Genomic DNA, 26148 nt, shown 5'->3' on the forward strand with positions numbered 1-26148 from the left:
TTTTGGTGTTCTAATTAATTTTAATTGAAAAGTATTTAATAAAAGGAAAATGCCATCACAGGAAATTAAGGATAAATACGAATTGGTCGTTGGGCTGGAGGTGCACGTGCAGTTGTTAACGGCAAGTAAAATGTATGCCTCGGATTCCACCGAATATGGAAATTTGCCCAATACCAACATATCCGTCATCACCCTTGGCCATCCAGGGACTTTACCCAAGGTAAACAAAAAGGCCGTGGAGTATGCCATAAAATTGGGCATTGCCTGCAATTGTGAAATAACCCGGCATAATGTATTTGCCAGAAAAAATTATTTCTATCCCGACCTTCCCAAAGGCTACCAATTGACTCAGGATAAAAACCCTATCTGTGTAGGTGGTTTTGTTCCCGTGACCCTCGAAAGTGGAGAAAAGCGTTCGGTTGCATTGACCAGAATCCACATGGAGGAAGATGCCGGGAAATCCATGCACCTAGCTGGGGAAGTGGATACCCTTGTGGACTTTAACAGGGCCGGAGTGCCTTTATTGGAAATGGTATCCGAACCGGATATCCGGTCTTCTGAGGAGGCTTATCAGTTTTTGACAGAAATCAGGAAATTGGTAAGGTACCTTGAGATATGTGATGGTAACATGGAAGAAGGCTCCATGAGGTGCGATGCTAATATTTCCATTCGTCTAAAAGGGGAAAAGACCTTGGGTAAAAAAGTGGAAGTGAAAAATATGAACTCCTTCCGTAATGTTTCCAGGGCAATAGAACACGAATTTGAGCGGCAAGTGGAAATGATTGAAAATGATGAGGAAATTATCTCTGAAACAAGAACATTTGATGCCACGACTGGTTTGACTTCAAGTATGCGGACAAAAGAAGACCTGAATGATTACCGTTATTTCCCCGAACCTGATCTAAGTCCAGTGGTGATTTCTGAAGAATGGCTGGAAAAGGTACAATCTAATTTGCCTTCTCTTCCTAGGGAATTGCATCACAAATTTGTGGATGTTTTTGGCCTTCCGGAATATGATGCGACGGTGCTAACGGATTCAAAGGAAATTGCCCTATATTTTGAGGAATTATGTGATCAAACAAAAAATTATAAGGCGGCTTCCAACTGGATGATGGGGCCGGTCAAATCTTATTTGAATGAGCTGACACTACATATTTCTGATTTCCCTGTTAAACCAAAGCAACTGGCCAGTTTGATTGCCTTAATTGATGAAGGGAAAGTGAACTTTTCGGTAGCTTCGCAGAAGATTTACCCTGAAATGATCAAGAATTCCGGCCGGACCCCGTTAGAAATCGCTCAGAAACTTAACCTGATTCAGGAAAGTGATGAAAACTCCCTAAAGCCAATCATTGAAAGGGTATTGGAAGAAAATCAGGCAAAAGTAGAGGAATATCGATCCGGGAAAAAGGGACTTTTGGGAATGTTTATGGGGCAGGTGATGAAAAAGTCCAAAGGAAAGGCTGATCCTAAAGTGGCCAATAAATTATTGACCGAATTACTGGAAAATTGATTATATGAATAAAATGAAAAATTTGACATTGGCTGCCCTTGTCATGGTGATAGCGGCATGTTCCAATGAAGTGAAAAGTGGATTTGATGGGAATGTGATGATTTCCGGGAAATTGGAAAATACTCCTAAAGGCCATCTGGTACTTTCCAAATATTTGGAAGACCGGGTGGAGCCCATAGATACCATTGAAGTAAAAAACAATGGTGCCTTTGAATATACTTTAGAACTTGATGGTCCAACTTTTTATGAATTGGACTTATACGGTGAAAAGCAAGTGAAACTAGCCTTGTATGATGAAGATTTGGAGGTTAAATATGATTTTGATCAAGAAGGAAGTTTGGAGCTGGAAGGTTCTTTCGACACCAAACAGGTTCTGAAAGTGGATGAACTTGCGGAAAATTATCAAAAGGATATCAATGATTTAAATGCTGAATATTACCAGGCCTTATCCAAAAAGGATGAATCGACTGTAAAATCTATTCAGCAAAAGGCAATGGAATTGGAAACCAAACAATCCGAAAGGGTAAAGGAAACCATAAATAGCATGGAGGGAAGTTTTGCTTCTTTGGCAGCCATTGGCATGTTGAATCCCCGGAATGATTTTTCATTTGTCGATAGCGTTGTTCAGGCTTTGGATGAGAAGTACCCCGAAACAAAAATGATCGTCAACCTGAAGCAGCAATTGGATGAAATGAGGGCCCTTTCAATGGGACAACCTGCACCTGAAATTTCCCTGCCCAACCCAGAAGGGGATACGGTTAATTTATCTGATTTTCGAGGAAAGTATGTATTGATTGACTTCTGGGCAGCTTGGTGTAAACCTTGTAGGGCCGAGAACCCTAATGTGGTCAGGTTATACGAAGAGTATAACGATCAAGGGTTTGAAGTTTTTGGGGTTTCTTTAGACAGGACCAAAGAGGCTTGGGAAAAAGCAATTGAGGAAGATAACCTCACCTGGACGCAGGTTTCCGATCTGAAATATTTTAATTCAGAAGCAGCATCCACATATAAAATTAATGCCATTCCAGCTACCTATTTAATTGATCCCGAGGGAAAAATAATTGCAAAAGATCTTAGAGGGCCAAGCTTGGAAAACAAATTAAAAGAAATATTTGAATAGTGGAATGCTTTTTGATCGAGAGCCCATAAAAATGAACTTAAATAACCAACTCATAATAAAATAGACTATTTGAAGATGAAAAAAAGAAGTGTAAAATCTCCACTAAGCAGGTTGTTGACCTTGGCTTTGTTTGGCTTGTTGGCCATGGGAGCATGTAAAAGTAAGAAAAAAGTGGTGGAAGCCGCTCCAGAACCAGCCCCTGTAGAAGAGCCAGCTCCAGAACCTGAAAAAGAAATGGAGCCTTCTGAGGAAGAAGTAGCCGTAGGAAAACTTGAAAATTACTTTTCTGTAATTGCCAATTCTTCTAATGTACAAAGTGCTAACAGATCCATCCAAGAGGCATTGAGTATGTTTGCCAACCAAAATACTCCTGTGCTCATCGTAATTCATGAAGAAAATGGCATCAAAGATTATGACCAGCCTACGACCATTGAAGCGTATTTGAATTACCTAAAAGACACCAAGAAGAATCTTAATTTTATCAGTGATGTACGCTTGAATGGAAGCGGGAAAGTGACTGAGCTTGAACTTCGTCGTCGATAAAAAATAACCATCTGAAAAGATTGTCAACTATGAAAAAATATATTCCAGCATTTATATTAATGTTTTTTGCAACGTCTTTACTTGCCGTTGCTCAGTCTGATAACATCAGTCCACAAAGAAAACAAGCCATTGATTCCTTGGCACTTGAAAAAGTAAAGGATTTGAGTAAATATATCAGCATCATCGGTAGCAAAGAAACCCAGTTTTCTGAAGCTAACCGTGTGATGGATAGAGCTGAAGAACTTTTTGCACCAGGAGCTGAAATGGGGGTTTCTTCTTTGAACAGAGAAGAAATAGCCTATTATCCTGTAAGAAGGTACTTCGAAAGATTGATGGCGCTAAACTACGACCAGGTAAGGATCAGTTGGTATGACATCCATTACATTTCCGATTTGGAAAGACAGCCTGATGGTCGTTACGTAGGTGTGGTAACCATTTATCAGAGATTTGAAGGAACTTCTGCTGAAAGTGGCCTTAATTATAAAGATACTACCAAGAAGGATATCACCATCTATGTAGAGAAAAAGCAAACCCAGGTGGCAGGAAGAACCATCGAATTTTGGGACGTGATGCTGGGTGATATCAGAGTGACTGAAACTTCCGCATGAAGAGAATAACATTATTTGTTTTTGCATTCATTTTATCCTTACAGTTTGCTCCGGGGCAAGGTTTATACAGCCCCGGGCAACCTAAGGATGATGGCAGATTTGCTGCTTCTACCAAACAACTTAACCAATTCTTTAGACGATTTAATGCCGAAGAAAGTGAAGATGGCCTGACCCGGTATCATCCTGGGGATAAAAATTACCGTGATAGGGACCTTAGACAAAAATACATTAATATACTTTTTGATAATGAAACCTCTGAAATTCCTTCCAGCTTAAAAAGGGAATTTATTAATCAGGTTAATTCAATAAATTACCCTCAATACTTGCAGTTTCATGGTGACCAGTGGTTTGCTGAGGTTTCCACGGTTTTCAACTACAAAGGAAATAAAGAAAATATTACCCTTTACTTAAAACTTCAACCAGAAGGCTTAGGATATGAATGGGTTATTCATAAAGTGAATTTCGAGGCATTTAAACAGTTTTTTGACAAAGAAAAAGGAAAAGATAAGCCTTTTTTGCATCCTTTAAGTCATGAACTAGGATTTATGAACCTAAGGAAGGCATTGCAGGATAATAAAAAGCCGGAATCATATACACCTGATGAATTTCAGCCTGATTACCTTTCCCTTTTTCTTTATGAAATAAAAAAAGGCAATATCAATTTTGTAACCGTCAGAGGCGTAAAATTCCATTTCTTTCAAATTGATAAATGGTATTTTGAAGTGGCCCAATTTAACAGGCCGGGATTTAATACGGGTTGGTTGGTTTCAAATTTAGTGAAGATTAAAAACGAAGAAGATAAAGAAGTTATCCTAAACTACATATATGATCAAAAGTAAGTTTTATATATGCTTAATTTTGGCCTTGTTGGTTAGCTCTCTGGGTAAGGCCCAGGAAATGGGAGACTATACTAAACAAGAAATCAAAGATTTTTCCCAGAAAGTGGAAGACCAAATCCAGTTTTTGGAGTATTTTCTTAATACCGTAGGTAGTGAGGAAACTCCTGCCCGGGATAAGGATGTCATTATTACAGAAAGCTATAAAAAGATATTCAGGGATGGAGAAGTCCAGGTCGAAGACGATCTGGTAATGGATAGAAAAGTTATTACTAATAAAGATATTACTGCTTATCTAAAAGATGTTGAGTTCTTCTTTAAAGATGCCAGTTTTAAATTTAAAGTCAGGAAGGTTGAACCTTTTTTAAGGGATAATGAGGAGCTTTCGTTCATTGTCTCCATGGATAGGACCCTTACAGCAACCGGATTGGACAACGAAAAAATTGAAAATACCAAACCCCGATTTGTAGAAGTAAACCTGAACAGGCAATCAAATGAACTAAAAATTGCCAGTATTTACACTACAAAACTTAGTAGGGATAAGGAGCTTCAGGAATGGTGGAATAGCCTTTCTTTAGGTTGGGAAAGTTATTTTAGGGAGAAATTTGAGATCGTTGAGGATACCGTTAGTCTGGATCAGATATATAAAATCAGTGCTATGGATAGCCTTGACCTTTCTGGAAACGATTATATTCAGGATCTTTACCCAATAGAAGCCCTTAGGGATTTAAAATACATTAATATCAGTGGAACGCTCATTCAAGAACTAAAGCCGATTAGTAATGTAACTTATTTAGCATATTTGGATGTTTCTAATACCCCAACCGAGGATATTCAGTTTATCAAGTATTCAGAGGAATTGGTTTATCTGGATATTTCCAATACCCAAATCTCCAATATTGATGAACTCAAAAACTTAGATAAACTAAAAAACTTAAAAGCAAACAATACTCCCTTGATGAGTTTTGCTTCTATGAATGATTTTGAGTCCTTGGAAGTATTATCCCTGGAAAAAAGTGGGTTCAATAACCTGGAAAGTATTCAAAGGCTTAAAAATCTGAAAAAACTCAATATAAAAAGGAATTACCTGATAAATTTTAATTATTTGGGCGAACTAACTAACCTGGAGGAAGTAAATTTAGAACAAACAAATATTCTGGATTTATCCCCATTGAAGGAATTAAAAAAACTCCAAGTGGTAAATATTAACCAAACCGAAGTTAACAGTTTAGAGCCTTTGAATGGTTTGGAATCTCTGAAAAAGTTATATGCAGACAGGACCAATATTACAGAAGATCAGGCTGATGATTTTGCCAGGAAAAATAATCAGGTCTTGTTAATTCATAATGTTGAAAACTTGCAGACCTGGTGGAATACTCTTCCAGATGGATGGGTAGTTGTTTTGCAAAAAATTGGGAATTTGGGTAGCAGTAATATGCCTACAGTGGAAGAGATATCTGCCATCGTAAGTATGGACTCATTAGATATTTCCAATAGTGAGGTTATCAGCTTGAGGCCTATTTTGAAATTTAAGAAACTTAAAGCCCTCAATATTGATAGTACTAAAATCCATGATCTTTCTCCATTGGCGGGGCTTAAAACCCTGGAAAAACTATCTGGTAACCACTCTGCCGTTACCAATGTCGAACCATTGAAAAACCTTAAAACAATGGTTTATATTTCTCTTAATCAATCTCAAATAGCCAGCATTACTCCGTTAAGATCATTGGAAAAATTGGAATATTTGGATGTTGATGGGACAGAGGTGCCTAAATGGGAAGTTCAGGAAATTTTACAGATAGTTCCCAAAGCGAATGTGATATTCCGGACCGAGGAACTCCAATTTTGGTGGGAAAACCTTGAGAGCGTATGGAAAGATGTTTTCAGAAAGGAATTTGAATTATCTGAAGATCCGGGAACTGATGAACTCCATAAGTTGACTTCAACCAGGAATTTGAATATTTCAAATTCGGGGATTTATAATCTACAACCTTTGGGATATTTCATCAATCTCCAAAAACTTGAAATTAGGGATGTTCCTTTGTCAGATATTTCCGCTGTTACCCAGTTGGAGTATTTGAAAGAATTGACGATAAATCAAGCTCCGGTTGAGGACCTTGAACCTTTGGCAAGTCTGCAGTATTTGGAAAAGTTGAACCTATCCAATACAGGAGTGGAAGATTTAAGGGAGCTGGAATCTCTTGCCAGGCTCAAAACGTTGATCCTTTCCGGGACAGGGGTGAAAAGACTGAAGGGCTTAGAAAGCCTATATGATCTCCGTGTACTTGATATTGCCAGTACGGATGTGAGAAGCTTGAACCCTATCCATGATTTAATTAATCTAGAACAATTGGTTTGCTTCAATACCCGGGTCAACAATAGACAAATTAACAATTTCAGAACAGCTAATCCTGAATGTGATATTAAGTATTACTAAGGGAAAGATATTAAATTTAACCTAAAGGATATGCAGAGGAAATCTCTGGTTATTTCGGTCTGACCATGCCAGTGATTTCGGTCAAACCGTGCCACTAAGAAAGATCATTTAAAGTAGGTTAATTTTTATTCATTTTTCAAGATTCCCTTTCTCAAAGATTCCCCTTTGAGGTCTATTCTATGGGAAGAGTTTACCAGTCTGTCCAGTATGGCATCTGCGATGGTTCCTTCCCCAATGATATCGTACCAGGTGGATACTGGCAATTGGGAGGATACAAGGGTTGATTTTTCGGTAAACCTGTCATCAATGATGTCCAATACTATTTCCCTTGCCGTTGCATCAAAAGCCTGCAGCCCAAAGTCGTCGAGTATGAGCAGGTCGGTGTTCTGGAGTTTCCTCAGTTCCCTGAGGTAGGTTCCGTCGGCTTTGGAGAGCTTGAGTTTTGACAGCAGCCTTGAGGTGCTGCTGTATACTGTCCTGTACCCCATCAGGCATGCCTGGTTTCCCAGGGCCTGTACCAGATAGCTTTTCCCTACCCCCGAAGGTCCGGTAATGATAATGTTTTCTTTTTTGTCCACGAAGCCAAGCCCTGCAAGCCTGGTGAACATATTCTTGTCAAGGTTCCTGCTATGGCTGTAATCGATGTCGGCAACGGATGCTTTCTGTTTGAAAGCGGCCTTTTTGATCAACCGGGCCATTTTCTTGTTCTGCCGGTCTTCCCATTCGTGGTCTGCCAGTAGGGCGATGTATTCATCGGCGGTAAAGTCGGCGAACCTGTTGCTGCCAATGTGTTGATGATGGAGCTCTGCCATGGCACTGAGCCTCATCTGCCTGAGTTTTTCTACTGTCTGGTTACTGTTCATAATTGTTTTGTTTATTGGTAAGTGGATGCACCCCTGATGTTTTCGTGGTCGGGAATATGGGATTCTTTTTTGTCCAGCTCTTCCGGGGTGACCTTGTCCAGGTTGTTTTCAAGTATGTTCCTGATCCTGCGGTAGGATATTGCCTTGGCATATATGGCCCTGCCACATGCGGAGTCCAGTCTTTCCCTGCCATAAAGCTTTGCAAGCTTTATGATACCCTGTGCCCTTTTGTAGGCCGTTTCCGGGTAATCTGATTCGATAAAAAGTTCACTGATACATGTGGCCACATTGGAGCCCAAGGGAGCTGCCTGCTTCTTGAAGTAGTCCGGGCTCCAGTCGAGGTATTTTTTGTGTGTACTGCTGAGGTGTTCCCTGTTGGTGTTGTAGCAACCCTTTGCCCCGTTCCTTTTGTGCAGGGCGATCCTTTCATGGTAATGGTAGACTTCCACGGTGTCCCTGGTATAATGGATCTGGGTGGACTTTCCGATATACCTATACGGGACACTGTAATAGCTTTTGTCCGGGGAGAAGTAGACGTACCCTATCTTCTGGACCTTTGCCCTGGTATAGTCCTTGAGCTGGTATATGCCTGTGGGAAGCGGTTTCAGGCATTCCCTTTCCATGGACTGGAAAAGCTCCCTTCTACTGGCCTCCTTTCTCTGGAAAAGCATGTTGTTGTAGTTTTCCAACAGCCTTCTTATCTCCCGGTTCAGATCATGGATCGAAAAAAAGGTCATCTCCCGAAGGGGATAGTATATGCGCTGGTAACTCAGCTGTACCGCATTCTCGACCAGTGCTTTGTCCTGGGGGCTGTATGCCCTGGTGGGATTGATGACACAATCATAGTGCCTTGCAAAATCCTTAAGGGAACGGTTGATCTCCGGTTCATATTTACTGGCCCTGCTGACCGCCGATTTTAGGTTGTCCGATACCACGGCCCTGGGGACACCCCCAAAAAACCACATCATGTTGTTCATGCAATGGACAAGGTCCTCACGTTTCTGGCTCCAACATGCCTCTACATAGGTGAACAGGCTGAAGGGAAGCACTGACACAAAGACTTCCGCCTTTTTGACTTCCCCGGTATCACGGTCCACGACTTCTATCTTTGTGCCCGCAAAATCGATGAACACCTCATGGCCTGGAAGGTGTTCAAGCTTCATGGATCCCTCTTCCCTGGGATATTTTCTATGGTAATGCTCCATGAACTGCGTATAGCTGTAAGGAGAATCCACAAGCTGCCTGTACTCCTCGTAATGGTGCAGAAAAGTAAATCCCGGGTGGTTTCTGGCGGCTTTCCCTTGGTCAAAATAACGCATCAGGGCATCAAACCTGTCATTCTTTATGGTTGTGCGGGAAGGGAACAGCTCCCTTAATTTAACGCTGGTAAGGGACAGAACCTCATCAACTTCGTAGTCCGAGGCTGCAAGCCAGGAGATGTACTGGTTGACCGTGTTGCGGGAAATCCCCAGTACGGCACCTATTTTCCGGTTGCTGAGCCCGTCCCTGTGTAAACTGAAAATCTGCTTTATATCCATAGGATCAAGTATGTTGGCCATATCGCTCTTTTTTACAGGCGATATAGCAGGTTAAACTTGATCTTTCAAAAGTGGCACGGTTCGAACCGAAATCTGCCCTGGAATTGGCACGGTTTAAACCGAAAGGACTGGCACAGTTTGGCCGAAAAGGGTGGCACAAATCAAACCGTTATATCCAATCTCCTCTGCATATTTTATTAACCAACTTTTATCCTATCCATTTATAGCCGTTGGTATTTCTCTTGTCTAACCAGGAATAATCAAGACTTGAATCCTAGGTTACCCAAATTCGAAAAAAGATCTGAAATAAAATCAGTACCGTTATTGGGAGGGGAATTTTCTCAAACTTAAAGAAGTTGAGAGGTAGTTGTTCCCTTTCACCCTCAATGCTAACTCCCTGGTATAGTTCTCTATAAATATTTCTGTGGTTGAAAATTTATTGCTCCAAAAAAGGGAAGTGAATAGGTAGCAACAATCTGGCTTAGGTGAACTTAACTGGTTTCCAAATTTAAAATCCCCTATGCTTAATACCGAAGATTTTGAATCCTATTTTTTCTGAATTGGGATTTTAATCAAACAGGTCTTCGGTTAAACAATTAACCAAATAAACGTATTTAGGTGGTTGAAAAAATTGGGAAATGACTATTGCATTTTAAATGGAAACATTTTTTTGTTGAAAATTCAATATTATTTGGGTTTCACTTTTTCTTCATAAAGTTGTATCCAATCTGATACTGACATTTTTTGCACCAATTTCCCAATCAACCGAAATGGTATATCAGAAGTTTTTTTGAATCTAACGCAGCTTTTTCCCATATCCGGTTTTTTTGAACTGTATTTAGGGAATTCCCAAACAAACCATGCATAAAGTTCTGGTTGTGAATAAAGTCCACTATGGTAAAAGGCAATGAAGTTTTTTTGGGAGGCAATATTGATAAAAGGGAGAGGTAATGTAGGATCACAATGATAACCGCTGGGATAAATTTTAAGGGGCACTACATAACATACCCTATCCTGCCATAATTCATGGTTCTTCATACCCTTCTGGAATTTATCTAGAATGGTATTCCTTAACTGTATAAAAGCCCCTTTTCGGTCTTCTGGAATCTGTTTAATCTTATCTTCAGGACTATTGGCATTTATCTTCATAATAATAAAAACCTATTGAACATTGTTTTTTTGGAGAATTCTTTAAACCGGAATTTGGTTAACCGCTTTATTGCCTATTGGTAAATATTATGAAAGGAATCTATTTTATTGAGCCTTTCCGGATTTTTGAAATCGCAGGATTATTTGCCGGTATATAAACCTAAAAAAAGCGACTTCGTTTACAAAGTCGCTTTTTTTAGTGGGAAAATTTTCATTATTTACTCGGCTTCAGTCGTGGTATCGTGAAGTTTTCCAAGCTCCTTGTCTATAGTCCATAGACCAACCCCTTCTTCACCGATGATATCAAAGAGTTCTAAAGCTCTCCTCGCTAAAGTTTCTTCCTCTCTTTGCTCGGTTACATACCATTGCATAAAGCTAAAAGTAGCAAAATCTTTTACGCCAAAACAATGGTCTACAATGATATTAATGGATTTGGTTACTTGTATTTCATGTTCCAAAACCAATTGGAAAACTTCTTTTAATGAATCAAAATGATGCTTGATATCGGTTATTTCAGGTTGGATGGCAAGGCCACCAGCATCATTGATATAATGGAATAATTTAAGCATATGATTCCTTTCCTCCTCTGCATGTTCATATAGCAGTTTGGCAGCATTGTCATAGCCCATCATATCACACCAGGAAGCCATAGACAAATAAGAAGCAGATGACTTTCCTTCCATCTCAATCTGCTTGTTCAACATTTTTTCAGTATCCTGCAGCAAAGAACGCTGAAGGGTTACTATTTCTTTTTCTTTTGTTTTCATAGCCATAAGTGTTTAATGATTTATAACAAACTTAACCAAACTTTAAGACTTTAGTTAAGTGTCTTACCACATAAATCAGAATTTAGAATTGGTATAAGTAAAAATCCAGAGAATAAAATTTGGTTATTTTAATTTGAATTAATTATAAATAATGTACCTGTTGGTTTCATTTTCATGTTAATTAATATCCCTTTCAAATTCCCTTGTGTTATTGAAACGTTAATTTTGGGGTATACGTTGGGAAAATCGGTACCTAATCCAAAATGGTTCAAATTCCTAAGGCTTTGGAATAAAAATAGGGGCGAGGCTCCAAATTCTTTAGTTTTTTAGTTAACATTGCCAAATGAAAATTGTTGCACTGATTCCAGCCAGGTTTGGGGCCACCCGTTTTCCTGGTAAGTTAACCGCCGATCTTTGTGGGAAATCTGTAATAGCGAGGACCTATTTGAGTACCTTGGCTACAGAAGTATTTGACCAGGTTATTGTTGTTACCGATCATGATATCATTGCCCAACAAATTGAGAAAGAAGGAGGAAAAGTATTTAGGAGTCAAAAGGAACATGAAAGTGGTTCTGATCGAATTGCAGAGGCCATTTCCGGTATCGAAGCTGATGTGGTAGTCAATGTGCAGGGAGATGAACCTTTTCAGGATAAAAGCTCTTTGGCAGAATTGGTAGGGGCTTTTGAAGATCCTAAGGTTCAAGTGGCTTCCATGATGAGAAAAATAACCGATGAAACTCAGTTGCTGGATCCCAACGCGGTAAAAGTGGTAGTAGACCAAAATAATTTTTCACTTTATTTTAGCCGATCTCCAATTCCATATATCAGGGAACAAAAGCAATCTATTAATTTTTTCCGCCATATTGGAGTATATGCTTACCGCAAACAAACTCTAATGGAATATACAAATTGGGAGAAAACCATGCTGGAAAAAGCAGAAATGCTGGAGCAGCTTAGGCTATTAGAAAATGGAATTAAAATAAAAATGGTTGAGACGAGCCACCAGGCAGTAGCCATTGACACTGAAGAGGACCTTGATAAAGCTATTGCTTTCTATCAAAATAATTTGAGGTGATTTCGGCCTATTTGGATTTTGGAGGAATTGTATCCTGTAAAGGATTCCTATAGGATATGTAGGATGACTAAAAATCCCTCCATCAGACCTCTAAACTAGGGGTTTCTAATATTTTTATATTAAATCAAATTTTTTAGAACTATTGGCTTACTGATATGATGTACCTGATCAAACTTTATTGATGGAGGCAGGACTAACTTTACTAGAGTTATTAAACTCCAGATACTTAGTACTGCAAAGGTGGTTGACCCATGAGCCAGGAAAAATCAAAACTCTTATTAATTCCTTACCTCTTTAATGGGAGTTTTTCAAATTTAAAGTATGGACCGCTACCAGTCCGGCTGTTTCGGTGCGTAGTCTGCTTTTCCCTAATGAACAGGCTTCAAAGCCATTATCCATGGCTTTTTGGATTTCTTGGGGAGAAAAATCCCCTTCAGGTCCTATAAGGATTAAATAATTTTTTTTCTCTTGAGCAAGGTCATACAAGTGGTTTTGATGGTCCTCATCTACATAAGCAATAAACTTTTGGTAGCCATCGAACTTTGATTCCTCCAATAAATCCTCTAATCTATGGGTAGAATGAATTACGGGTAAAAAAGTTTTTAAGCTTTGCTTGCAAGAAGCTATTAACTTTTTTTCCAGTCTTTCTTTTTTTAAAAAACTCCGTTCCGAATGGAACGTCTTCAAAAATGTCAGTTCATGGAAACCTATTTCAGTAATTTTTTCCAACATCCATTCCATCCTCTCAGCATTTTTGGTTGGGGCAATGGCCAAATGGATATGGTAACTATCTTCCGGGGTTTTTTCCCTTTCCAAAACCTCCAATTCGGTCTTTTTTGGATCTAATTTTGAAATTTTGCAGGTAAATAATTCCCCCTTTCCATCTGTAAGATGGATATGTTCCCCTTCATTTTTTCTCAGTACCTTAACAAGGTGTCTGGATTCTTCTGGGGATAGTTTTATGGGATTTTGAGATGTTTCTTTATGAAAGAATAGCTGCATATACTGAAATAAAGCCTGGCCAAAGTTAATAAGAATACTCAGAAGTAGCCAATATGATATGAGCTTTCATAATGGGTTTTCAACTCCCAAGTACAAGGGGTAAGAATTGTAAATACCGATCAACTAAAAATTATGTTTTATGGAAAGTATAGCCTAAAAAAAAAAGCGCAAAACATAACATTTTGCGCTTTTCCACCTTTACTTAACCTTTATATAAATTTAACCTTTTGAAAGTTCTACATTTACGGGCTTGCCCTTGATGGTGTTTGTTTTCATAACACTAATAACATGGGAAGCATCCTTTGATGGGACATCCACGAAGGAGAAATTATCATATATATCAATTCCACCAATTTGGCGGCCAGGTACCCCGGTTTCTCCGGCAATTGCACCAACAATATCATTGGGTCTGATTCGGTCTTTTTTGCCAAGGTTGAGGAATAATCTTGCCATGTTGGCATCTTTTTTTCCTCTGTCTCTTCGGCCACCTTTTCGTTCCCCTCGTTCAAAGCGGTCTTTACCTCTTCTACCTTTTTCTTTACCTTTTCTGTCAGCACCACCCCGGCTAAAGTCCAGGGTGAAGTTTATTTCTGACAATTCTTTCAGGGAATTGCCCATTTGAAGTTTTACCAAACCTAGAGCAATTTGGTCCATACTCAACCCTTCTGCCAACAGTTGGCCTAATGCAGCTTCAAAAATCTGATTGTCCTCATCCCTGGAGAGCTGAGTAGATACGTCTTTGACCAACTGATCTTTTTTCTGGTCTAGTAATTCTGAGACAGACGGAGGATCCATTTTGGTCAAACTTACTTTGATGAATCTTTCCAGATCTTTCAGCTTGAAAATATCCTTTCTTCCAGTGATAAAGGAAATGGCCATACCAGATTTCCCTGCTCTCCCTGTTCTACCGATTCTGTGAACGTAATATTCTTCGTCCAAGGGAAGGTCATAATTGAAAACTACCTCTACGTCATCCACATCAATACCTCTGGCAGCCACATCAGTAGCCACTAAAACCGAGCAATGACCTTTTCGGAACTTGTTCATTACCTTGTCTCTCTGTGCTTGGGATAAGTCACCATGTAGAGCTTCGGCCATAATTCCCCTGGCAATCAGGCCTTCTGTAACTTCATCGGTGGTTCTTTTAGTATTACAGAAAACTACCCCAAGGTTAAATTGGTGGACATTGATCAATCTGGTGATCAATTCCATTTTTAAGCTTGGCTTTACTTCATAATAAACCTGGCTGATATTTTCTACGGTAAGTTCTTTTCGAAGAACTTTAACGATTTCAGGGTTGGTCTGGTATTTTCTGGTCAGGTCCAAGATTGGCTTGGCCATAGTGGCTGAAAAGAAGACAGTTTGTCTTTCTTCAGGCATGGTTTTCAATATCTTTTCGATATCTTCCCTAAATCCCATATCCAGCATTTCGTCAGCCTCATCCAAAACGATGGTTCTAACGTTATTCAATTTAAGGGTACCACGGCTCATGTGGTCCATGATCCTTCCTGGAGTACCTACCACAATCTGAACACCTTTTTTCAATGTTCTGATTTGTCGGTCGATGGATTCCCCTCCATAAATAGCGGTGCTGTAGATTCCTTTTTTATGTTTGGCCAACTTTCCAATTTCACCATCCACCTGAACCGCTAGTTCACGGGTGGGGCATAGGATCAATGCCTGTGGTTGGGAATAGTTTGGGTCAACCAGATCAATAATAGGAATGGCAAATGATGCGGTTTTTCCAGTACCGGTTTGGGCTTGCCCAATGACATCTCTACCCTCCAATAAAAGTGGAATTGATTGTGCTTGAATAGGGGAAGGTTGGGTATAGCCCATATCTTCCACTGCCTGTAGGATTTCAGATGATATCCCCAGGTCTGAAAATAATGTTTCGTTTTCCATGAAATTTTCCTTACTCCTGTGTCCTAATTTCCTTTATTACATCCCAATAACTAGCGACAGAGCAAGGAAAATCACGACCCAGAAAAATTTGCTTATAATTAACTTGGTGCAAAAGTAAAAGTAATTATTCGTTTTATCAAGAGGTTGTTGATTTATTTTGAAACAATTAAAAAGAAACTTAAGGAATCATAAATAAAAATTTGGAAATTTTGAAAAAACGTAAATTAGATAGGGTTTTGAAAAGGCCATGTTTTTGAAAAAAATTAAAATGGAAATGGGGGATAAGGAACAAAAATAGCGGGAGTTTATGCTCCCGCTTTAAGTTATTCTGAAAGAATCAAGAAAATTACCTTTTATTCATAGATACATATTCTCTTTCATTGGCACCAGTATAAACCTGTCTTGGCCTACCGATAGGTTCACCATTTTCTCTCATTTCTTTCCATTGTGCAATCCAGCCGGGTAGACGTCCAAGAGCAAACATTACTGTAAACATATCAGTTGGGATGCCCATGGCTCTGTAAATGATACCTGAGTAGAAGTCCACATTAGGATATAGTTTTCTATCCACGAAGTATTGGTCATTCAAGGCAGCTTCCTCAAGCTCCTTGGCGATTTCCAATACGGGATCATCTACACCTAGTTTACCCAAAACATCATCAGCAGCTTTTTTGATGATTTTGGCTCTTGGGTCAAAGTTTTTGTATACTCTGTGACCAAAGCCCATCAATCTAAATGGATCATTTTTATCCTTGGCTTTTTCAAGGTATTTCTTAGAATCTCCCCCGTCAGCTTTGATGGCTTCAAGCATTTCAATAACAGATTGGTTGGCTCCACCGTGAAGGGGGCCCCAAAGTGCATTGATACCTGCAGAGATAGAAGCGTAGATGCTGGCTTGGGAAGACCCTACGATTCTTACAGTGGAAGTAGAGCAGTTTTGCTCATGGTCAGCATGAAGAATTAACAATTGGTCAAGCGCTTTGCTAACGATAGGGTCAACTTCATATTTTTCAGCAGGAAGCTCAAACATCATTTTTAGAAAGTTGGAGCAATAATCCAAGCTGTTATCAGGGTAATTTACCGGATGCCCCATTTTGTTTTTGAATGCCCAAGCAGCAAACGTAGGCATTTTAGCCATTAACCTGATGATGCTAAGGTTGTTCTCTTCCTCTGATCGGTTAGGATGCAAAGAGGTAGGGTAAAAAGCAGTCAAAGAACAGATCAAAGAAGATAAAACCCCCATTGGGTGGGCTACGGATGGGAAGCCATCTAACATCTTTTTGATGTCCTCATGCACTAGGGTATGAGTAGTGATTTCTTTAGAAAATTTTTCGTATTGTTTCTGGGTTGGCAATTCCCCATAAACAAGAAGGTAAGAAACCTCCAAAAAATTAGACTTTTCTGCCAAGTCTTCAATATTGTATCCTCTGTATCTTAATATACCTTTTTCTCCATCAAGGAAAGTGATTGCACTTTTGGTAGAACCAGTGTTTTTGAAGCCTGGATCCATAGTGATCAATCCAGATTGGCCTCTTAGTTTAGCAATATCAATTGCCTTTTCTTTTTCAGTACCTTCTAATACGGGTAATTCAAAATCCTTACCATCGAAGGATAACTTAGCAATTTCAGACATAAGTTTTACGTTTATCTATTGTGGTTTTGTTCAGTGTTTCAAGTTTCGCGGCCTTAAGATAGTAAAAACACGCCTTAAAAACACTAATAGCGGTGTTAAATGCAGTTTTTTTAATTGGCATTTTTTGATTTTCTGCCTAATGAAAAGCGTAGTTACGCAGGGTTTGCGCAATTAATGAATTTCCAGATAGGTTCGTTTCAAATGTTATTTCAGCAAATTACTGATAATACAAAATAATATCTGGAAGTTAAATAATAACCTGATTTTCGAGAATCAATAAAAAAATAGCCCATTTCGGGCTATTTTTTTATGACTTGCAAAAATGCTCAAATACTTCTACTAAATGTTCTCCGATGATCTGGGCATTTCTTCCTTCGATATGGTGTCTTTCGATGAAATGTACCAGTTCTCCATCCTTAAATAATGCCATAGCTGGTGAGGATGGAGGGTAGGGAAGTGAATATTCTCTTACCTTGTTGACTGCATCGGTGTCATTGCCTGCAAAAACAGTTGCTAATACATTCGGGCGGGCATCTGTTTTGTCCAGGGCATATTTTACTCCTGGCCGGGCAGCACCTGCTGCACATCCACAAACTGAATTGACAACAATAAAGGTAGTTCCCTTATGTTCTTTGAGGTGATTTTCTACATCCTCTGCAGTTTTGAATTCTTGAAAACCTACTTCAGTTAATTCTGCACGCATTGGTGCTACTAATTCTTCAGGGTACATATATTCTATATTTTATTCGTTTGAATTTATAAAAAGCCTAGCTCTAATTTGGCGGCTTCGGACATCATGTCCTGGGAGTAAGGTGGATCAAAGGTCATTTCCACTTCTACATTATTTACCCCATTGATCTGTTGGACTCTATCCTTTACTTCTGACGGTATGGATTCTGCAGCAGGGCAATTGGGAGAGGTCAATGTCATCAAAATGTAAACATTGTTTACAGGAAATATGCTGATTTCGTAAATCAACCCCAATTCATATATATCCACCGGGATTTCAGGGTCATATACCAATTTAATGGCATCAACCACTTTATCTTTCAAATTGGGTACATTAACCTCTTTGTTTTTTTCTGTTTCAGCCATAATTTATACGTTTAATTTGGATTGATAGGCAAGGGCAAATAGCTTCATTTGTTTAATCATGGCTGCTAATCCATTTGACCTTTGGGAGCCAATGATATTACCCATTCCTATTTTGTCGATAAAATATAAATCGGCATCAAGGATTTCCTGAGGCTTCCGTCCAGACAAAACCCTGATCAATAAGCTGATCAAACCTTTGGTAATATCTGTGTTGGAATCCGCATAAAAATGTACTTTCCCATCTTCATCGGAGGTCGTCAACCATACTTTGGACTGGCAACCTTTGATAATATTTTCTTCAATCTTATCTTCTTCTGGAAACTCTCCAAGTTGATTGCCCAGTTCCATGATATAAAATATAGTGGACTCCCTATCCTCACCCAGGATGCTGAATTCATCAATTATATCGTTCTGAACTTGGTTAATATCAGTCATTTATTCTTTATTTTGGCAATTTTGCTGACGCTTTCAATTAGCCGGTCGATTTCTTCTTTGGTGTTATAAACAGAAAAAGATGCCCTAACAGTTCCCTCCAATTTAAATCGATGCATCAATGGCTGGGTACAATGGTGCCCGGTTCTGACTGCAATACCTGCTGCATCGAGCATCATGCCGACATCAAAGGGGTGCATGCCATTGATCAAAAAGGAAATAACACTTACCTTTTTTTCCGCCGTGCCGACAGGGATAAATCCCTTAATTGCATTTAATTTTTCGGTGGCATACTGGAGAAGGGATTCCTCATGGGCACGGATGTTTTCCTTGCCAAGATCGTCCACAAATTCCAAAGCTTTTTGGAAAGCAATGACATCGGCAATATTTGGGGTTCCGGCCTCAAATTTAAAAGGAATTTCGTTGTAGGTCGTTTTTTCAAAAGTAACCTCTTTGATCATCTCCCCACCTCCTTGATAGGGAGGCATCGCTTCCAATAGCTCCCTTTTTCCGTAAAGAACGCCCAAGCCGGTAGGCCCATAAATTTTGTGGGCGGAAAAAGAAAGGAAATCGCAATCCAGGCTCTGCACATCAATATCCAAATGAGCAGCAGACTGGGCAGCATCAACCAATACTTTTGCACCAATGGAATGGGCTTTTTGAATGATATCCTTTACAGGATTGATGGTGCCAAGGGCATTTGAAGCATGCACTACCGATACCATTTTGGTTTTATCAGTGAGCATGGATTCAAATTCCTCCATTAGGATTTCACCCTTGTCATTGATAGGAATGATTTTTAAGGTGGCTCCTTTTTGTTCACAGAGAATTTGCCAGGGGACAATATTGGAATGGTGTTCTAAGGTGGAAATAATGATTTCATCACCTTCATTAATGTATTTTTTCCCAAAAGAAGAGGCCACCAAATTAATGCCTTCAGTGGTACCCTTGGTGAATATAATTTCTTCTTCTTCCCGGGAATTGATAAAGGACTTCAAAAGCCCCCTGGTTTTTTCAAATGCTCTGGTAGCACGGTCTCCAAGGGTATGAACTCCCCTGTGAATATTGGAATTATCTTTGAGATAATAAGCAGACAATGCCTCCAACACCGCTTTTGGTTTTTGCGTTGTGGCGGCATTGTCAAAATATATAAGAGGATTTCCATTGACCTCCTGATGGAGTACTGGAAATTCCTCTCTGATTTTATTAATGTTCAATGTCATGAAAGGCTTTTTAGAATTTACCTAATCTTTCCTGAACCAATTGAATGCAGTATTCTTTGAGGGCTTCGTTTTTGATGTGATCTAAAATTTCTCCTGCAAATGCATATAGTAGTAATCCCTTGGCTTTATCTTTTCCGATTCCACGGGTTCGCAGGTAATACAAAGCTTCATCATCCAATTGACCGGTAGTACAACCATGGGAACACTTCACGTCATCTGCCCAGATTTCTAACTGGGGTTTGGTATGGATGATCGCATCATCTGATAACAGGATGTTGTTGTTTTGCTGAAAAGCATTTGTTTTTTGTGCATCCTGCCTTACAAAAATTTTCCCATTAAATACCCCTTTGGACTTGTTATCCAAAATACCTTTATATAATTCATTTGAATCGGAGTGGGGCATGGTATGATCTACATTGGTGTGGTTGTCCACATGACTATTACCATTCAATAGGTATAGTCCATACATATTTCCTTCACAACCACTGTCCAGCAGGTTTAGGCTGAGGTTATTTCTAATCATGTCACCTTGAAGAGAAAGGACCACCGAAGAAAATGTGGAATCCCGGTGCACATCCGCTTCAAAGTTATTGACTTCAATTGCTGACTTGTTTTCGTCCTGGAATTTATAATAAGTAAGGTGGGCATTTTCACCTACATTGATTTCGGTCACTCCATTTAAGAAGTAAGGTTCCTCATCTATACTGATGATTTTTTCAATAAAACTAGCCTCAGAACCTCCCTCAGTATGAATCAACACTCTTGGGCTGATTACCTGCCCTTCATTTGCCTGGTTAAAGTAGAGGAAAAGGATGGGACGATCAACCACTTTATTTTTGGGAACATCTAAATAAATACCATCCTGAAAAAGAGATGTGTTCAAGGCGGTAAAAGCATCCTTTTCAGGTTTAGCTATTTTACCCAAAAATTGAACGGCATCTTCCGGTATTTCTGTAAGCCTGGTAATGGAATAATTTTCTTCTTTGTAATCAGAAGCCTCCTTATCCCATTGACCATTGTTAAATACCAAAACATCCGCATCCAATCCAGGTATTAAAGCCTCTTGGATCATCTCAGAGCTAACTGAAGCTTTTTGAGGGGTCTTAAGGTTGGAAATAGCTGATTCCAACTTTTTGCTTACACCTGTAAATTTATATTCCTCAGCCTTTGGGGCGGGAAGTCCCTGACTTTGAAGTACCTCCAAAGCAGTATTTTTTATCGAAGCAAACTGATCTGGTTTAGGTAGGTTAGCGATTAACTCAATAAACGAATCAGTGATTTTGTTTTTAGTAAGTGTAGTCATGAATTAAGAAATAAGCGGGTTTGACAATAGGATTAAATCAGACGGTAGTGCTTCCGGCGTCTTCTTTGATCCAGTCATATCCTTTTTCTTCTAATTCTAATGCCAACTCTTTTGGTCCGGATTTTACAATTTTCCCCTTATACAATACATGGACCACATCGGGAACTATATAGTTGAGCAATCGCTGATAGTGGGTAACCACAATGGTAGCATTGTCAGGAGTCCTAAGTTCATTAACTCCGTCTGCTACAATTTTAAGGGCGTCAATATCGAGTCCGGAATCAGTTTCATCAAGGATGGAAAGGGTAGGCTCTAGCATCGCCATTTGGAAAATTTCATTTCTTTTTTTCTCACCGCCAGAGAAACCTTCGTTAAGAGCCCTGCTTAGTAATTTCTGGTCGATATCTACTAATTTCATTTTCTCCTTCATCAGGGTAAGGAATTTAACCGCATCCAATGGTTCCTGGCCTCGGTATTCGCGCACTTGGTTAACGGCAGTTCTCAAGAAGTTAGTAGAGCTAACACCTGGGATTTCCACCGGGTATTGAAAAGCAAGGAAAACACCTTCTCTAGCCCTGTCTTCAGGATTAAGGTCCAGTAGGTCTTTCCCCTTGAAGGTAACTTCTCCATCAGTTACTTCATATTCCTCACGTCCTGCCAAAACGGAAGCTAAGGTAGATTTACCAGAACCGTTAGGCCCCATGATGGCATGAATTTCCCCTGGTTTTACTTCCAGGTTGATACCTTTCAAAATAGGATTACCCTCAATAGATGCGTGTAAATTTTTTATGGATAACATTTTTACGATTTTTCTTTCTTTTGGAGTATAAGCATTCACGAAGTAATTGGAAGGGTTACTTCAAAACCTATAAGAACAGTCAGGAAAGGGCAGGGGGTTACCCTACACTTCCTTCCAAAGTCAAGGCCAATAATTTCTGGGCCTCAACGGCAAATTCCATAGGAAGCTGATTTAGCACCTCCTTGGCATAGCCGTTTACAATCAGAGCTACTGCTTCCTCACTGTCAATTCCTCTTTGGTTACAGTAGAAAATCTGATCTTCCCCGATTTTAGAAGTAGTGGCCTCGTGTTCTACCTGTGCTGATGGGTTTTGGATGTCAATGTAGGGGAAGGTATGTGCCCCACATTTGGCCCCCATCAATAGGGAATCACATTGTGAAAAGTTCCTGGAGTTTTCGGCACGTTTCATTACCTGAACTTGTCCACGGTAGGAGTTTTGGGAATAACCTGCCGAAATACCTTTGGATACAATCCTTGACCGGGTGTTTTTACCGATGTGGATCATTTTGGTACCCGTATCGGCTTGTTGCCAATTATTGGTTACTGCAACGGAATAAAACTCCCCAACTGAATTATCCCCTTTTAGGATACAGGAAGGATATTTCCATGTAATTGCAGATCCTGTTTCTACCTGGGTCCAGGATATTTTAGAATTGTCTCCTTGACAAAGACCTCTTTTGGTAACGAAGTTGTAAATTCCACCTTTACCATTTTTATCACCTGGGAACCAGTTTTGTACGGTAGAATATTTTACCTCAGCATCTTTGGCTGCATAAATTTCAACCACAGCTGCATGCAACTGATGTTCATCCCTTTGAGGAGCTGTACAACCTTCCAGATAAGAAACATATGATTCGTCTTCAGCCACAATCAGGGTTCTTTCAAATTGGCCGGTATTGGCTGCATTGATCCTAAAATAAGTGGAAAGCTCCATAGGACATCTCACGCCTTTTGGAATGTAGCAGAAAGAACCATCAGAGAAAACTGCAGAGTTCAGTGATGCATAGTAATTATCCGTCATGGGAACCACGGAACCCAAGTATTTTTTAACCAACTCAGGGTGATCCTGAACCGCTTCACTGAATGAGCAGAAAACGATCCCTAATTCGCTCAGGGTTTCCTTAAAAGTAGTGCCCACAGACACAGAGTCTAAAACAGCATCTACTGCAATGCCTTGCAACTTTTTCTGTTCATTTAAGCTTATACCCAATCTTTCGTAAATCTGCAATAATTCCGGATCCACTTCATCCAAGTTTTTGGGCTTGGATTTTTGCTTAGGGGCAGAATAATATTTAAGGGCTTGAAAGTCAATTTTAGGGTATTTCACGTTGGCCCACGCAGGTTCTTTCATAGACTCCCAGATCCTGAAAGCTTTTAGTCTCCATTCCAAAAGCCATTCCGGCTCTTCTTTCTTGGCCGAAATCCAACGAACCGTCTCCTCGGTAAGACCGACAGGAGCTTCATCAGCTTCAAAATCTACTGACCAACCATGTTCATACTCTTTTGAGGTAAATTCCTCTAAAATTTGATTGTCTTTGCTCATAAATCGAGTTATTTAGACTAATTACATTTTATAACGCAAAGATATAACATTAATCTAAATTATTATGTTCAGACAGAATTAAAATTCTAATTAATTCTGACAAAAAGATTCAGTAATTCATTAAAAAACAAATATTTAATTGTTTTCAGGGCTGAAAGAGGGGGTGTTTGTTAGGTTAAATAAATTATAATAAATATTGGAATAATAATAAATGCGCTTTATTTAGATTTAATCTTATTTATTTAGAGTCTATTCCAAACAATTGTATGGGTCTGTTGATGCTTTCTTCTAGTACAATCAACGTTTCTGTACGGTCTATTCCCTCCACTTTTTGAATTTTGTCCAGTACCTCTCTAAGGTGATTGGTATCTTTACAAATGATTTTGGCAAAGATGCTGTAATTTCCTGTAGTGTAATAGGCATTGACCACTTCTGCTATTTCTTTCAAGCGCTCAATAACATTATCGTATAAAGAGCTTTTTTCCAAATAAATGCCCAGATAGGCTGAAATGTCATAGCCTAGCTTTGAAAAGTCAATATTGAGAGTGGCGCTCTTTACAATCCCCATTTCCTCTAACTTCCTCATTCTCACATGGACAGTTCCAGAAGAAACGTACACTTTTTTGGCAATTTCTGTGTAGGGTGTTTTGGCATCCTCATTCAGTAATGAAATGATCTTGAGGTCAATATTGTCAATATCTAAATTTTTATCCATTATTTATTTGGTTGGTTATTGTTATTTGAATAAAGATGCAGTTAAATTATTAAATTGTCAAAAATTATTGGAACATTTTTTTTGATTTGCAAAATACCTGAAAATATACGTACTTTGGATTTACATTACGTGTGGGATTAAATATTTGGTGTATAGTCCGAATCATTTAAATAATTTTTGGTTCGGAGCCAATAGATAATCTTTTGTAATGGTCGAAAATGTGAAACTTTTAATCTCTAAAGTTATATTTGGGTTTATATTCTGAAAAGGGTCTTGCCATTGGCAAGACTTTTTTGTTATCATTTTATTGATTTTTTAGACCTTTCTAAGCCTAATTGGATTCCAATCTTGATAAAAAATATTACATACCACCTTAACAAGTCTGGATTGTTTTTAGCTGGAAGGTGAAAGAATCTAAATCCCATTTTCTGGATAGAATTTAATATTTTCGATGCAGGGAATAAATGGGTTTTTATAAGTTGCCTACTCTTTGTACCCACAAGCTATAAGAAACAATATGTTCTTGGGCTTGTCCTGGGAATAAAAACAAAAAGAGGAGGCCAATGGCCCCCCCTTTTCAAACCCAAACTATTATGAAAAAAATAAACTGTTATTACTTTTTAAACCTTTTCTTTTTCAGCCAAAACAAGGATCTGTTCAGCTACAGCTTGTTCTAAACCATTTACTTGGCTTAGGTCTTGGTCCCAAAGGCTCTTATTGGCCAAGACTTGGTGAGCCACTTGTTTGGCATCATCACTTTCCCAAACCTGGGCAAAGAAATCCATGATGTCCTGACTGTCATTTACAGGAGTTTCTTCTCCGTTATATTGACCTTTGTAGAACAAAATTAGGGCCGCTAAAGAGTGAACCAGGTTTTTTGGCAATTCATTTTTTCTATTGATGTATTCCAACAGAGAAGGCAATACCCTCACTTTGAATTTAGATATGGAATTCAAAGCAATGGCACTCAACAGGTGTTTAACAAATGGATTTTTGAACCTGTCCAAGACATCATTGGCAAACTGCTCCAGTTCTTCCTTGGGAAGGTCCAACGTTGGAATGATTTCATCTTGGATGGTCGATTTGATAAATTCACCAACTTCAGGATCCTCAACGGATTCCCTCACCGTACGAAGCCCGTTTAAATAGGCTACTGGAACCAAAGAAGTGTGTGCACCATTCAGGATTCTCACTTTTCTTGTCCTGTATGGAGATTGGTCTTTTACAAAAAGGACATCTAACCCTGCTTTTTCGGTTGGGAATTCATCCTTCAAGTTTTCTGGGCCTTCAATTACCCATAAGTGGAAAGGTTCTGCCTTAACGACCAAATTGTCTTCGAATCCAATTTCTTCCTGGATTTCTTTGATGGTTTCTTTAGGGAATCCTGGAACAATACGATCCACCAAAGTATTGCTAAAGGTATTGGCTTCCTGGATCCAAGAAACAAAACCCTTAGGAAGATCCCATAATTGGGCATATTGAAGAATGATTTCTTTTAGTTTTTCCCCGTTTTTATCAATAAGCTCACAAGGGATTATGTGCAATCCTTTATCTCTGGAACCATTGAATGTATTATATCTTCTGTATAAAAGGGCTGTAAGTTTGCCAGGGAAAGAGTTTGATAATTTGTTAGACGTATCATCTTTAGGGTCATATGAAATACCTGCTTCAGTGGTATTTGAAATGATAAATCTCAAGTCCGGATTTTCCGCCAATTTAAGATAGGCTTCATAATCCTCATATGGGTTGTTTACCCCTCTAACACAGGTGATTAGCTTGGTTTCTTCTTTGGCTACGCCTTTTTGAATACCGCTTAATTGGACATGGTAAAGACCGTCCTGTTTGTTGATCATTTCACCCAGTCCCTTGTCGATAGGCTGAACCAATTGGATGTCTCCATTGAAATCAGTTTTATCATTTAGGGTATCAATGATCCAATCTACAAATCCTCTAAGGAAATTACCCTCTCCAAATTGAAGGACTTTGACAGGTCTTTCTGGTACTGGGGAAATATTTTGTCTGTTTAGTGCTTTCATTACTGTTGGTTTTAAT

23 protein-coding genes are annotated in these 26148 nt (G+C 39.1%); 7 read left to right on the forward strand and 16 right to left on the reverse strand.

What is annotated here, in order from left to right:
* Nucleotides 1-49 precede the first annotated feature (49 nt).
* The 6 genes from gatB (at nucleotide 50) to QWY93_RS14870 (ending at nucleotide 7054) form a co-directional block, all read left to right on the forward strand.
* The gene (gene gatB / locus QWY93_RS14845; protein WP_290249166.1) at nucleotides 50-1510 is read left to right on the forward strand and encodes an Asp-tRNA(Asn)/Glu-tRNA(Gln) amidotransferase subunit GatB; all 1461 of its coding nucleotides are present in this window, start codon (nucleotides 50-52) and stop codon (nucleotides 1508-1510) included.
* A gap of 4 nt (nucleotides 1511-1514) precedes the next feature.
* Complete coding sequence (locus QWY93_RS14850; RefSeq protein ID WP_290249167.1) at nucleotides 1515-2630, forward strand: TlpA disulfide reductase family protein; 1116 nt, start codon at nucleotides 1515-1517, stop codon at nucleotides 2628-2630.
* Nucleotides 2631-2705: 75 nt separating this feature from the next.
* Nucleotides 2706-3173: a nucleoid-structuring protein H-NS gene (locus tag QWY93_RS14855; protein ID WP_290249168.1), complete on the forward strand. Its 468-nt coding sequence runs from the start codon at nucleotides 2706-2708 to the stop codon at nucleotides 3171-3173.
* Nucleotides 3174-3202: 29 nt separating this feature from the next.
* On the forward strand, nucleotides 3203-3781 hold the full coding sequence (locus tag QWY93_RS14860) for a hypothetical protein (RefSeq protein ID WP_290249169.1): 579 nt from the start codon (nucleotides 3203-3205) through the stop codon (nucleotides 3779-3781).
* Entirely contained in the window at nucleotides 3778-4620 is an 843-nt protein-coding gene (locus QWY93_RS14865; RefSeq protein WP_290249170.1) for a hypothetical protein, read from the forward strand. Before QWY93_RS14860 ends, QWY93_RS14865 begins: the two co-directional genes overlap by 4 nt.
* The gene (locus QWY93_RS14870; RefSeq protein ID WP_290249172.1) at nucleotides 4607-7054 is read left to right on the forward strand and encodes a leucine-rich repeat domain-containing protein; all 2448 of its coding nucleotides are present in this window, start codon (nucleotides 4607-4609) and stop codon (nucleotides 7052-7054) included. The genes QWY93_RS14865 and QWY93_RS14870 overlap by 14 nt, the downstream gene beginning before the upstream one ends.
* A 125-nt stretch (nucleotides 7055-7179) precedes the next feature.
* On the opposite strand, the gene istB is transcribed toward QWY93_RS14870, so the two are convergent.
* From istB to QWY93_RS14890, 4 genes are all read right to left on the reverse strand, one after another.
* The gene (gene istB / locus QWY93_RS14875; RefSeq protein WP_290246385.1) at nucleotides 7180-7917 is read right to left on the reverse strand and encodes an IS21-like element helper ATPase IstB; all 738 of its coding nucleotides are present in this window, start codon (nucleotides 7915-7917) and stop codon (nucleotides 7180-7182) included.
* Nucleotides 7918-7928: 11 nt separating this feature from the next.
* Nucleotides 7929-9476 carry an IS21 family transposase gene (gene istA / locus QWY93_RS14880; protein ID WP_290249173.1) on the reverse strand — a complete coding sequence of 516 codons (1548 nt, stop codon included), beginning with the start codon at nucleotides 9474-9476 and terminating at the stop codon, nucleotides 7929-7931.
* Between the two features lie 666 nt (nucleotides 9477-10142).
* A complete protein-coding gene (locus QWY93_RS14885) occupies nucleotides 10143-10604 on the reverse strand; it encodes a DUF1801 domain-containing protein (protein WP_290249175.1) in 462 nt (153 codons plus the stop codon).
* 218 nt (nucleotides 10605-10822) lie between these two features.
* Nucleotides 10823-11371: a ferritin gene (locus QWY93_RS14890; RefSeq protein ID WP_290249176.1), complete on the reverse strand. Its 549-nt coding sequence runs from the start codon at nucleotides 11369-11371 to the stop codon at nucleotides 10823-10825.
* A gap of 343 nt (nucleotides 11372-11714) precedes the next feature.
* Between QWY93_RS14890 and kdsB the strand changes: the two genes are divergently transcribed.
* A complete protein-coding gene (gene kdsB / locus QWY93_RS14895; protein ID WP_290249177.1) occupies nucleotides 11715-12446 on the forward strand; it encodes a 3-deoxy-manno-octulosonate cytidylyltransferase in 732 nt (243 codons plus the stop codon).
* A 294-nt stretch (nucleotides 12447-12740) separates the two neighbouring features.
* On the opposite strand, the gene QWY93_RS14900 is transcribed toward kdsB, so the two are convergent.
* The 12 genes from QWY93_RS14900 to QWY93_RS14955 all read right to left on the reverse strand — a co-directional run bounded on the left by QWY93_RS14900 (nucleotide 12741) and on the right by QWY93_RS14955 (nucleotide 26132).
* On the reverse strand, nucleotides 12741-13448 hold the full coding sequence (locus QWY93_RS14900) for a 16S rRNA (uracil(1498)-N(3))-methyltransferase (RefSeq protein WP_290249178.1): 708 nt from the start codon (nucleotides 13446-13448) through the stop codon (nucleotides 12741-12743).
* A gap of 219 nt (nucleotides 13449-13667) precedes the next feature.
* Complete coding sequence (locus tag QWY93_RS14905) at nucleotides 13668-15353, reverse strand: DEAD/DEAH box helicase (protein ID WP_290249179.1); 1686 nt, start codon at nucleotides 15351-15353, stop codon at nucleotides 13668-13670.
* Between the two features lie 346 nt (nucleotides 15354-15699).
* Entirely contained in the window at nucleotides 15700-16986 is a 1287-nt protein-coding gene (locus QWY93_RS14910) for a citrate synthase (RefSeq protein WP_290249180.1), read from the reverse strand.
* Nucleotides 16987-17293: 307 nt separating this feature from the next.
* Nucleotides 17294-17716 (reverse strand): BrxA/BrxB family bacilliredoxin, encoded by a 423-nt coding sequence (locus QWY93_RS14915; protein WP_290249181.1) that lies wholly within the window; start codon nucleotides 17714-17716, stop codon nucleotides 17294-17296.
* Nucleotides 17717-17742: 26 nt separating this feature from the next.
* Entirely contained in the window at nucleotides 17743-18081 is a 339-nt protein-coding gene (locus tag QWY93_RS14920; RefSeq protein WP_290249182.1) for an SUF system Fe-S cluster assembly protein, read from the reverse strand.
* 3 nt (nucleotides 18082-18084) lie between these two features.
* Nucleotides 18085-18516, reverse strand: coding sequence for a SufE family protein (locus QWY93_RS14925; protein WP_290249183.1), 432 nt, complete (start codon nucleotides 18514-18516; stop codon nucleotides 18085-18087).
* Nucleotides 18513-19736, reverse strand: a complete 1224-nt coding sequence (locus QWY93_RS14930; protein WP_290249185.1) for an aminotransferase class V-fold PLP-dependent enzyme — start codon at nucleotides 19734-19736, stop codon at nucleotides 18513-18515. The genes QWY93_RS14925 and QWY93_RS14930 overlap by 4 nt, the downstream gene beginning before the upstream one ends.
* 10 nt (nucleotides 19737-19746) lie before the next feature.
* Complete coding sequence (gene sufD, locus QWY93_RS14935; protein WP_290249186.1) at nucleotides 19747-21039, reverse strand: Fe-S cluster assembly protein SufD; 1293 nt, start codon at nucleotides 21037-21039, stop codon at nucleotides 19747-19749.
* Nucleotides 21040-21076: 37 nt separating this feature from the next.
* A complete protein-coding gene (gene sufC, locus QWY93_RS14940; RefSeq protein WP_290249187.1) occupies nucleotides 21077-21838 on the reverse strand; it encodes a Fe-S cluster assembly ATPase SufC in 762 nt (253 codons plus the stop codon).
* Between the two features lie 97 nt (nucleotides 21839-21935).
* Nucleotides 21936-23381 (reverse strand): Fe-S cluster assembly protein SufB, encoded by a 1446-nt coding sequence (gene sufB / locus QWY93_RS14945; RefSeq protein WP_290249189.1) that lies wholly within the window; start codon nucleotides 23379-23381, stop codon nucleotides 21936-21938.
* A gap of 238 nt (nucleotides 23382-23619) precedes the next feature.
* Nucleotides 23620-24096: an Lrp/AsnC ligand binding domain-containing protein gene (locus QWY93_RS14950; RefSeq protein WP_290249190.1), complete on the reverse strand. Its 477-nt coding sequence runs from the start codon at nucleotides 24094-24096 to the stop codon at nucleotides 23620-23622.
* A 620-nt stretch (nucleotides 24097-24716) separates the two neighbouring features.
* Nucleotides 24717-26132, reverse strand: a complete 1416-nt coding sequence (locus QWY93_RS14955) for a tagaturonate reductase (protein ID WP_290249191.1) — start codon at nucleotides 26130-26132, stop codon at nucleotides 24717-24719.
* Nucleotides 26133-26148 lie beyond the last annotated feature (16 nt).

The sequence above is a fragment of the Echinicola jeungdonensis genome (assembly GCF_030409905.1).
Taxonomy (GTDB): domain Bacteria; phylum Bacteroidota; class Bacteroidia; order Cytophagales; family Cyclobacteriaceae; genus Echinicola; species Echinicola jeungdonensis.

Bases quoted from the DNA above. Each gene is read 5' to 3' on its own strand.
- gatB (WP_290249166.1), top strand. From the start codon at position 50: ATGCCATCACAGGAAATTAAGGATAAATACGAATTGGTCGTTGGGCTG.
- QWY93_RS14850 (WP_290249167.1), top strand. From the start codon at position 1,515: ATGAATAAAATGAAAAATTTGACATTGGCTGCCCTTGTCATGGTGATA.
- QWY93_RS14855 (WP_290249168.1), top strand. From the start codon at position 2,706: ATGAAAAAAAGAAGTGTAAAATCTCCACTAAGCAGGTTGTTGACCTTG.
- QWY93_RS14860 (WP_290249169.1), top strand. From the start codon at position 3,203: ATGAAAAAATATATTCCAGCATTTATATTAATGTTTTTTGCAACGTCT.
- QWY93_RS14865 (WP_290249170.1), top strand. From the start codon at position 3,778: ATGAAGAGAATAACATTATTTGTTTTTGCATTCATTTTATCCTTACAG.
- QWY93_RS14870 (WP_290249172.1), top strand. From the start codon at position 4,607: ATGATCAAAAGTAAGTTTTATATATGCTTAATTTTGGCCTTGTTGGTT.
- istB (WP_290246385.1), bottom strand. From the start codon at position 7,917: ATGAACAGTAACCAGACAGTAGAAAAACTCAGGCAGATGAGGCTCAGT.
- istA (WP_290249173.1), bottom strand. From the start codon at position 9,476: ATGGCCAACATACTTGATCCTATGGATATAAAGCAGATTTTCAGTTTA.
- QWY93_RS14885 (WP_290249175.1), bottom strand. From the start codon at position 10,604: ATGAAGATAAATGCCAATAGTCCTGAAGATAAGATTAAACAGATTCCA.
- QWY93_RS14890 (WP_290249176.1), bottom strand. From the start codon at position 11,371: ATGAAAACAAAAGAAAAAGAAATAGTAACCCTTCAGCGTTCTTTGCTG.
- kdsB (WP_290249177.1), top strand. From the start codon at position 11,715: ATGAAAATTGTTGCACTGATTCCAGCCAGGTTTGGGGCCACCCGTTTT.
- QWY93_RS14900 (WP_290249178.1), bottom strand. From the start codon at position 13,448: ATGCAGCTATTCTTTCATAAAGAAACATCTCAAAATCCCATAAAACTA.
- QWY93_RS14905 (WP_290249179.1), bottom strand. From the start codon at position 15,353: ATGGAAAACGAAACATTATTTTCAGACCTGGGGATATCATCTGAAATC.
- QWY93_RS14910 (WP_290249180.1), bottom strand. From the start codon at position 16,986: ATGTCTGAAATTGCTAAGTTATCCTTCGATGGTAAGGATTTTGAATTA.
- QWY93_RS14915 (WP_290249181.1), bottom strand. From the start codon at position 17,716: ATGTACCCTGAAGAATTAGTAGCACCAATGCGTGCAGAATTAACTGAA.
- QWY93_RS14920 (WP_290249182.1), bottom strand. From the start codon at position 18,081: ATGGCTGAAACAGAAAAAAACAAAGAGGTTAATGTACCCAATTTGAAA.
- QWY93_RS14925 (WP_290249183.1), bottom strand. From the start codon at position 18,516: ATGACTGATATTAACCAAGTTCAGAACGATATAATTGATGAATTCAGC.
- QWY93_RS14930 (WP_290249185.1), bottom strand. From the start codon at position 19,736: ATGACATTGAACATTAATAAAATCAGAGAGGAATTTCCAGTACTCCAT.
- sufD (WP_290249186.1), bottom strand. From the start codon at position 21,039: ATGACTACACTTACTAAAAACAAAATCACTGATTCGTTTATTGAGTTA.
- sufC (WP_290249187.1), bottom strand. From the start codon at position 21,838: ATGTTATCCATAAAAAATTTACACGCATCTATTGAGGGTAATCCTATT.
- sufB (WP_290249189.1), bottom strand. From the start codon at position 23,381: ATGAGCAAAGACAATCAAATTTTAGAGGAATTTACCTCAAAAGAGTAT.
- QWY93_RS14950 (WP_290249190.1), bottom strand. From the start codon at position 24,096: ATGGATAAAAATTTAGATATTGACAATATTGACCTCAAGATCATTTCA.
- QWY93_RS14955 (WP_290249191.1), bottom strand. From the start codon at position 26,132: ATGAAAGCACTAAACAGACAAAATATTTCCCCAGTACCAGAAAGACCT.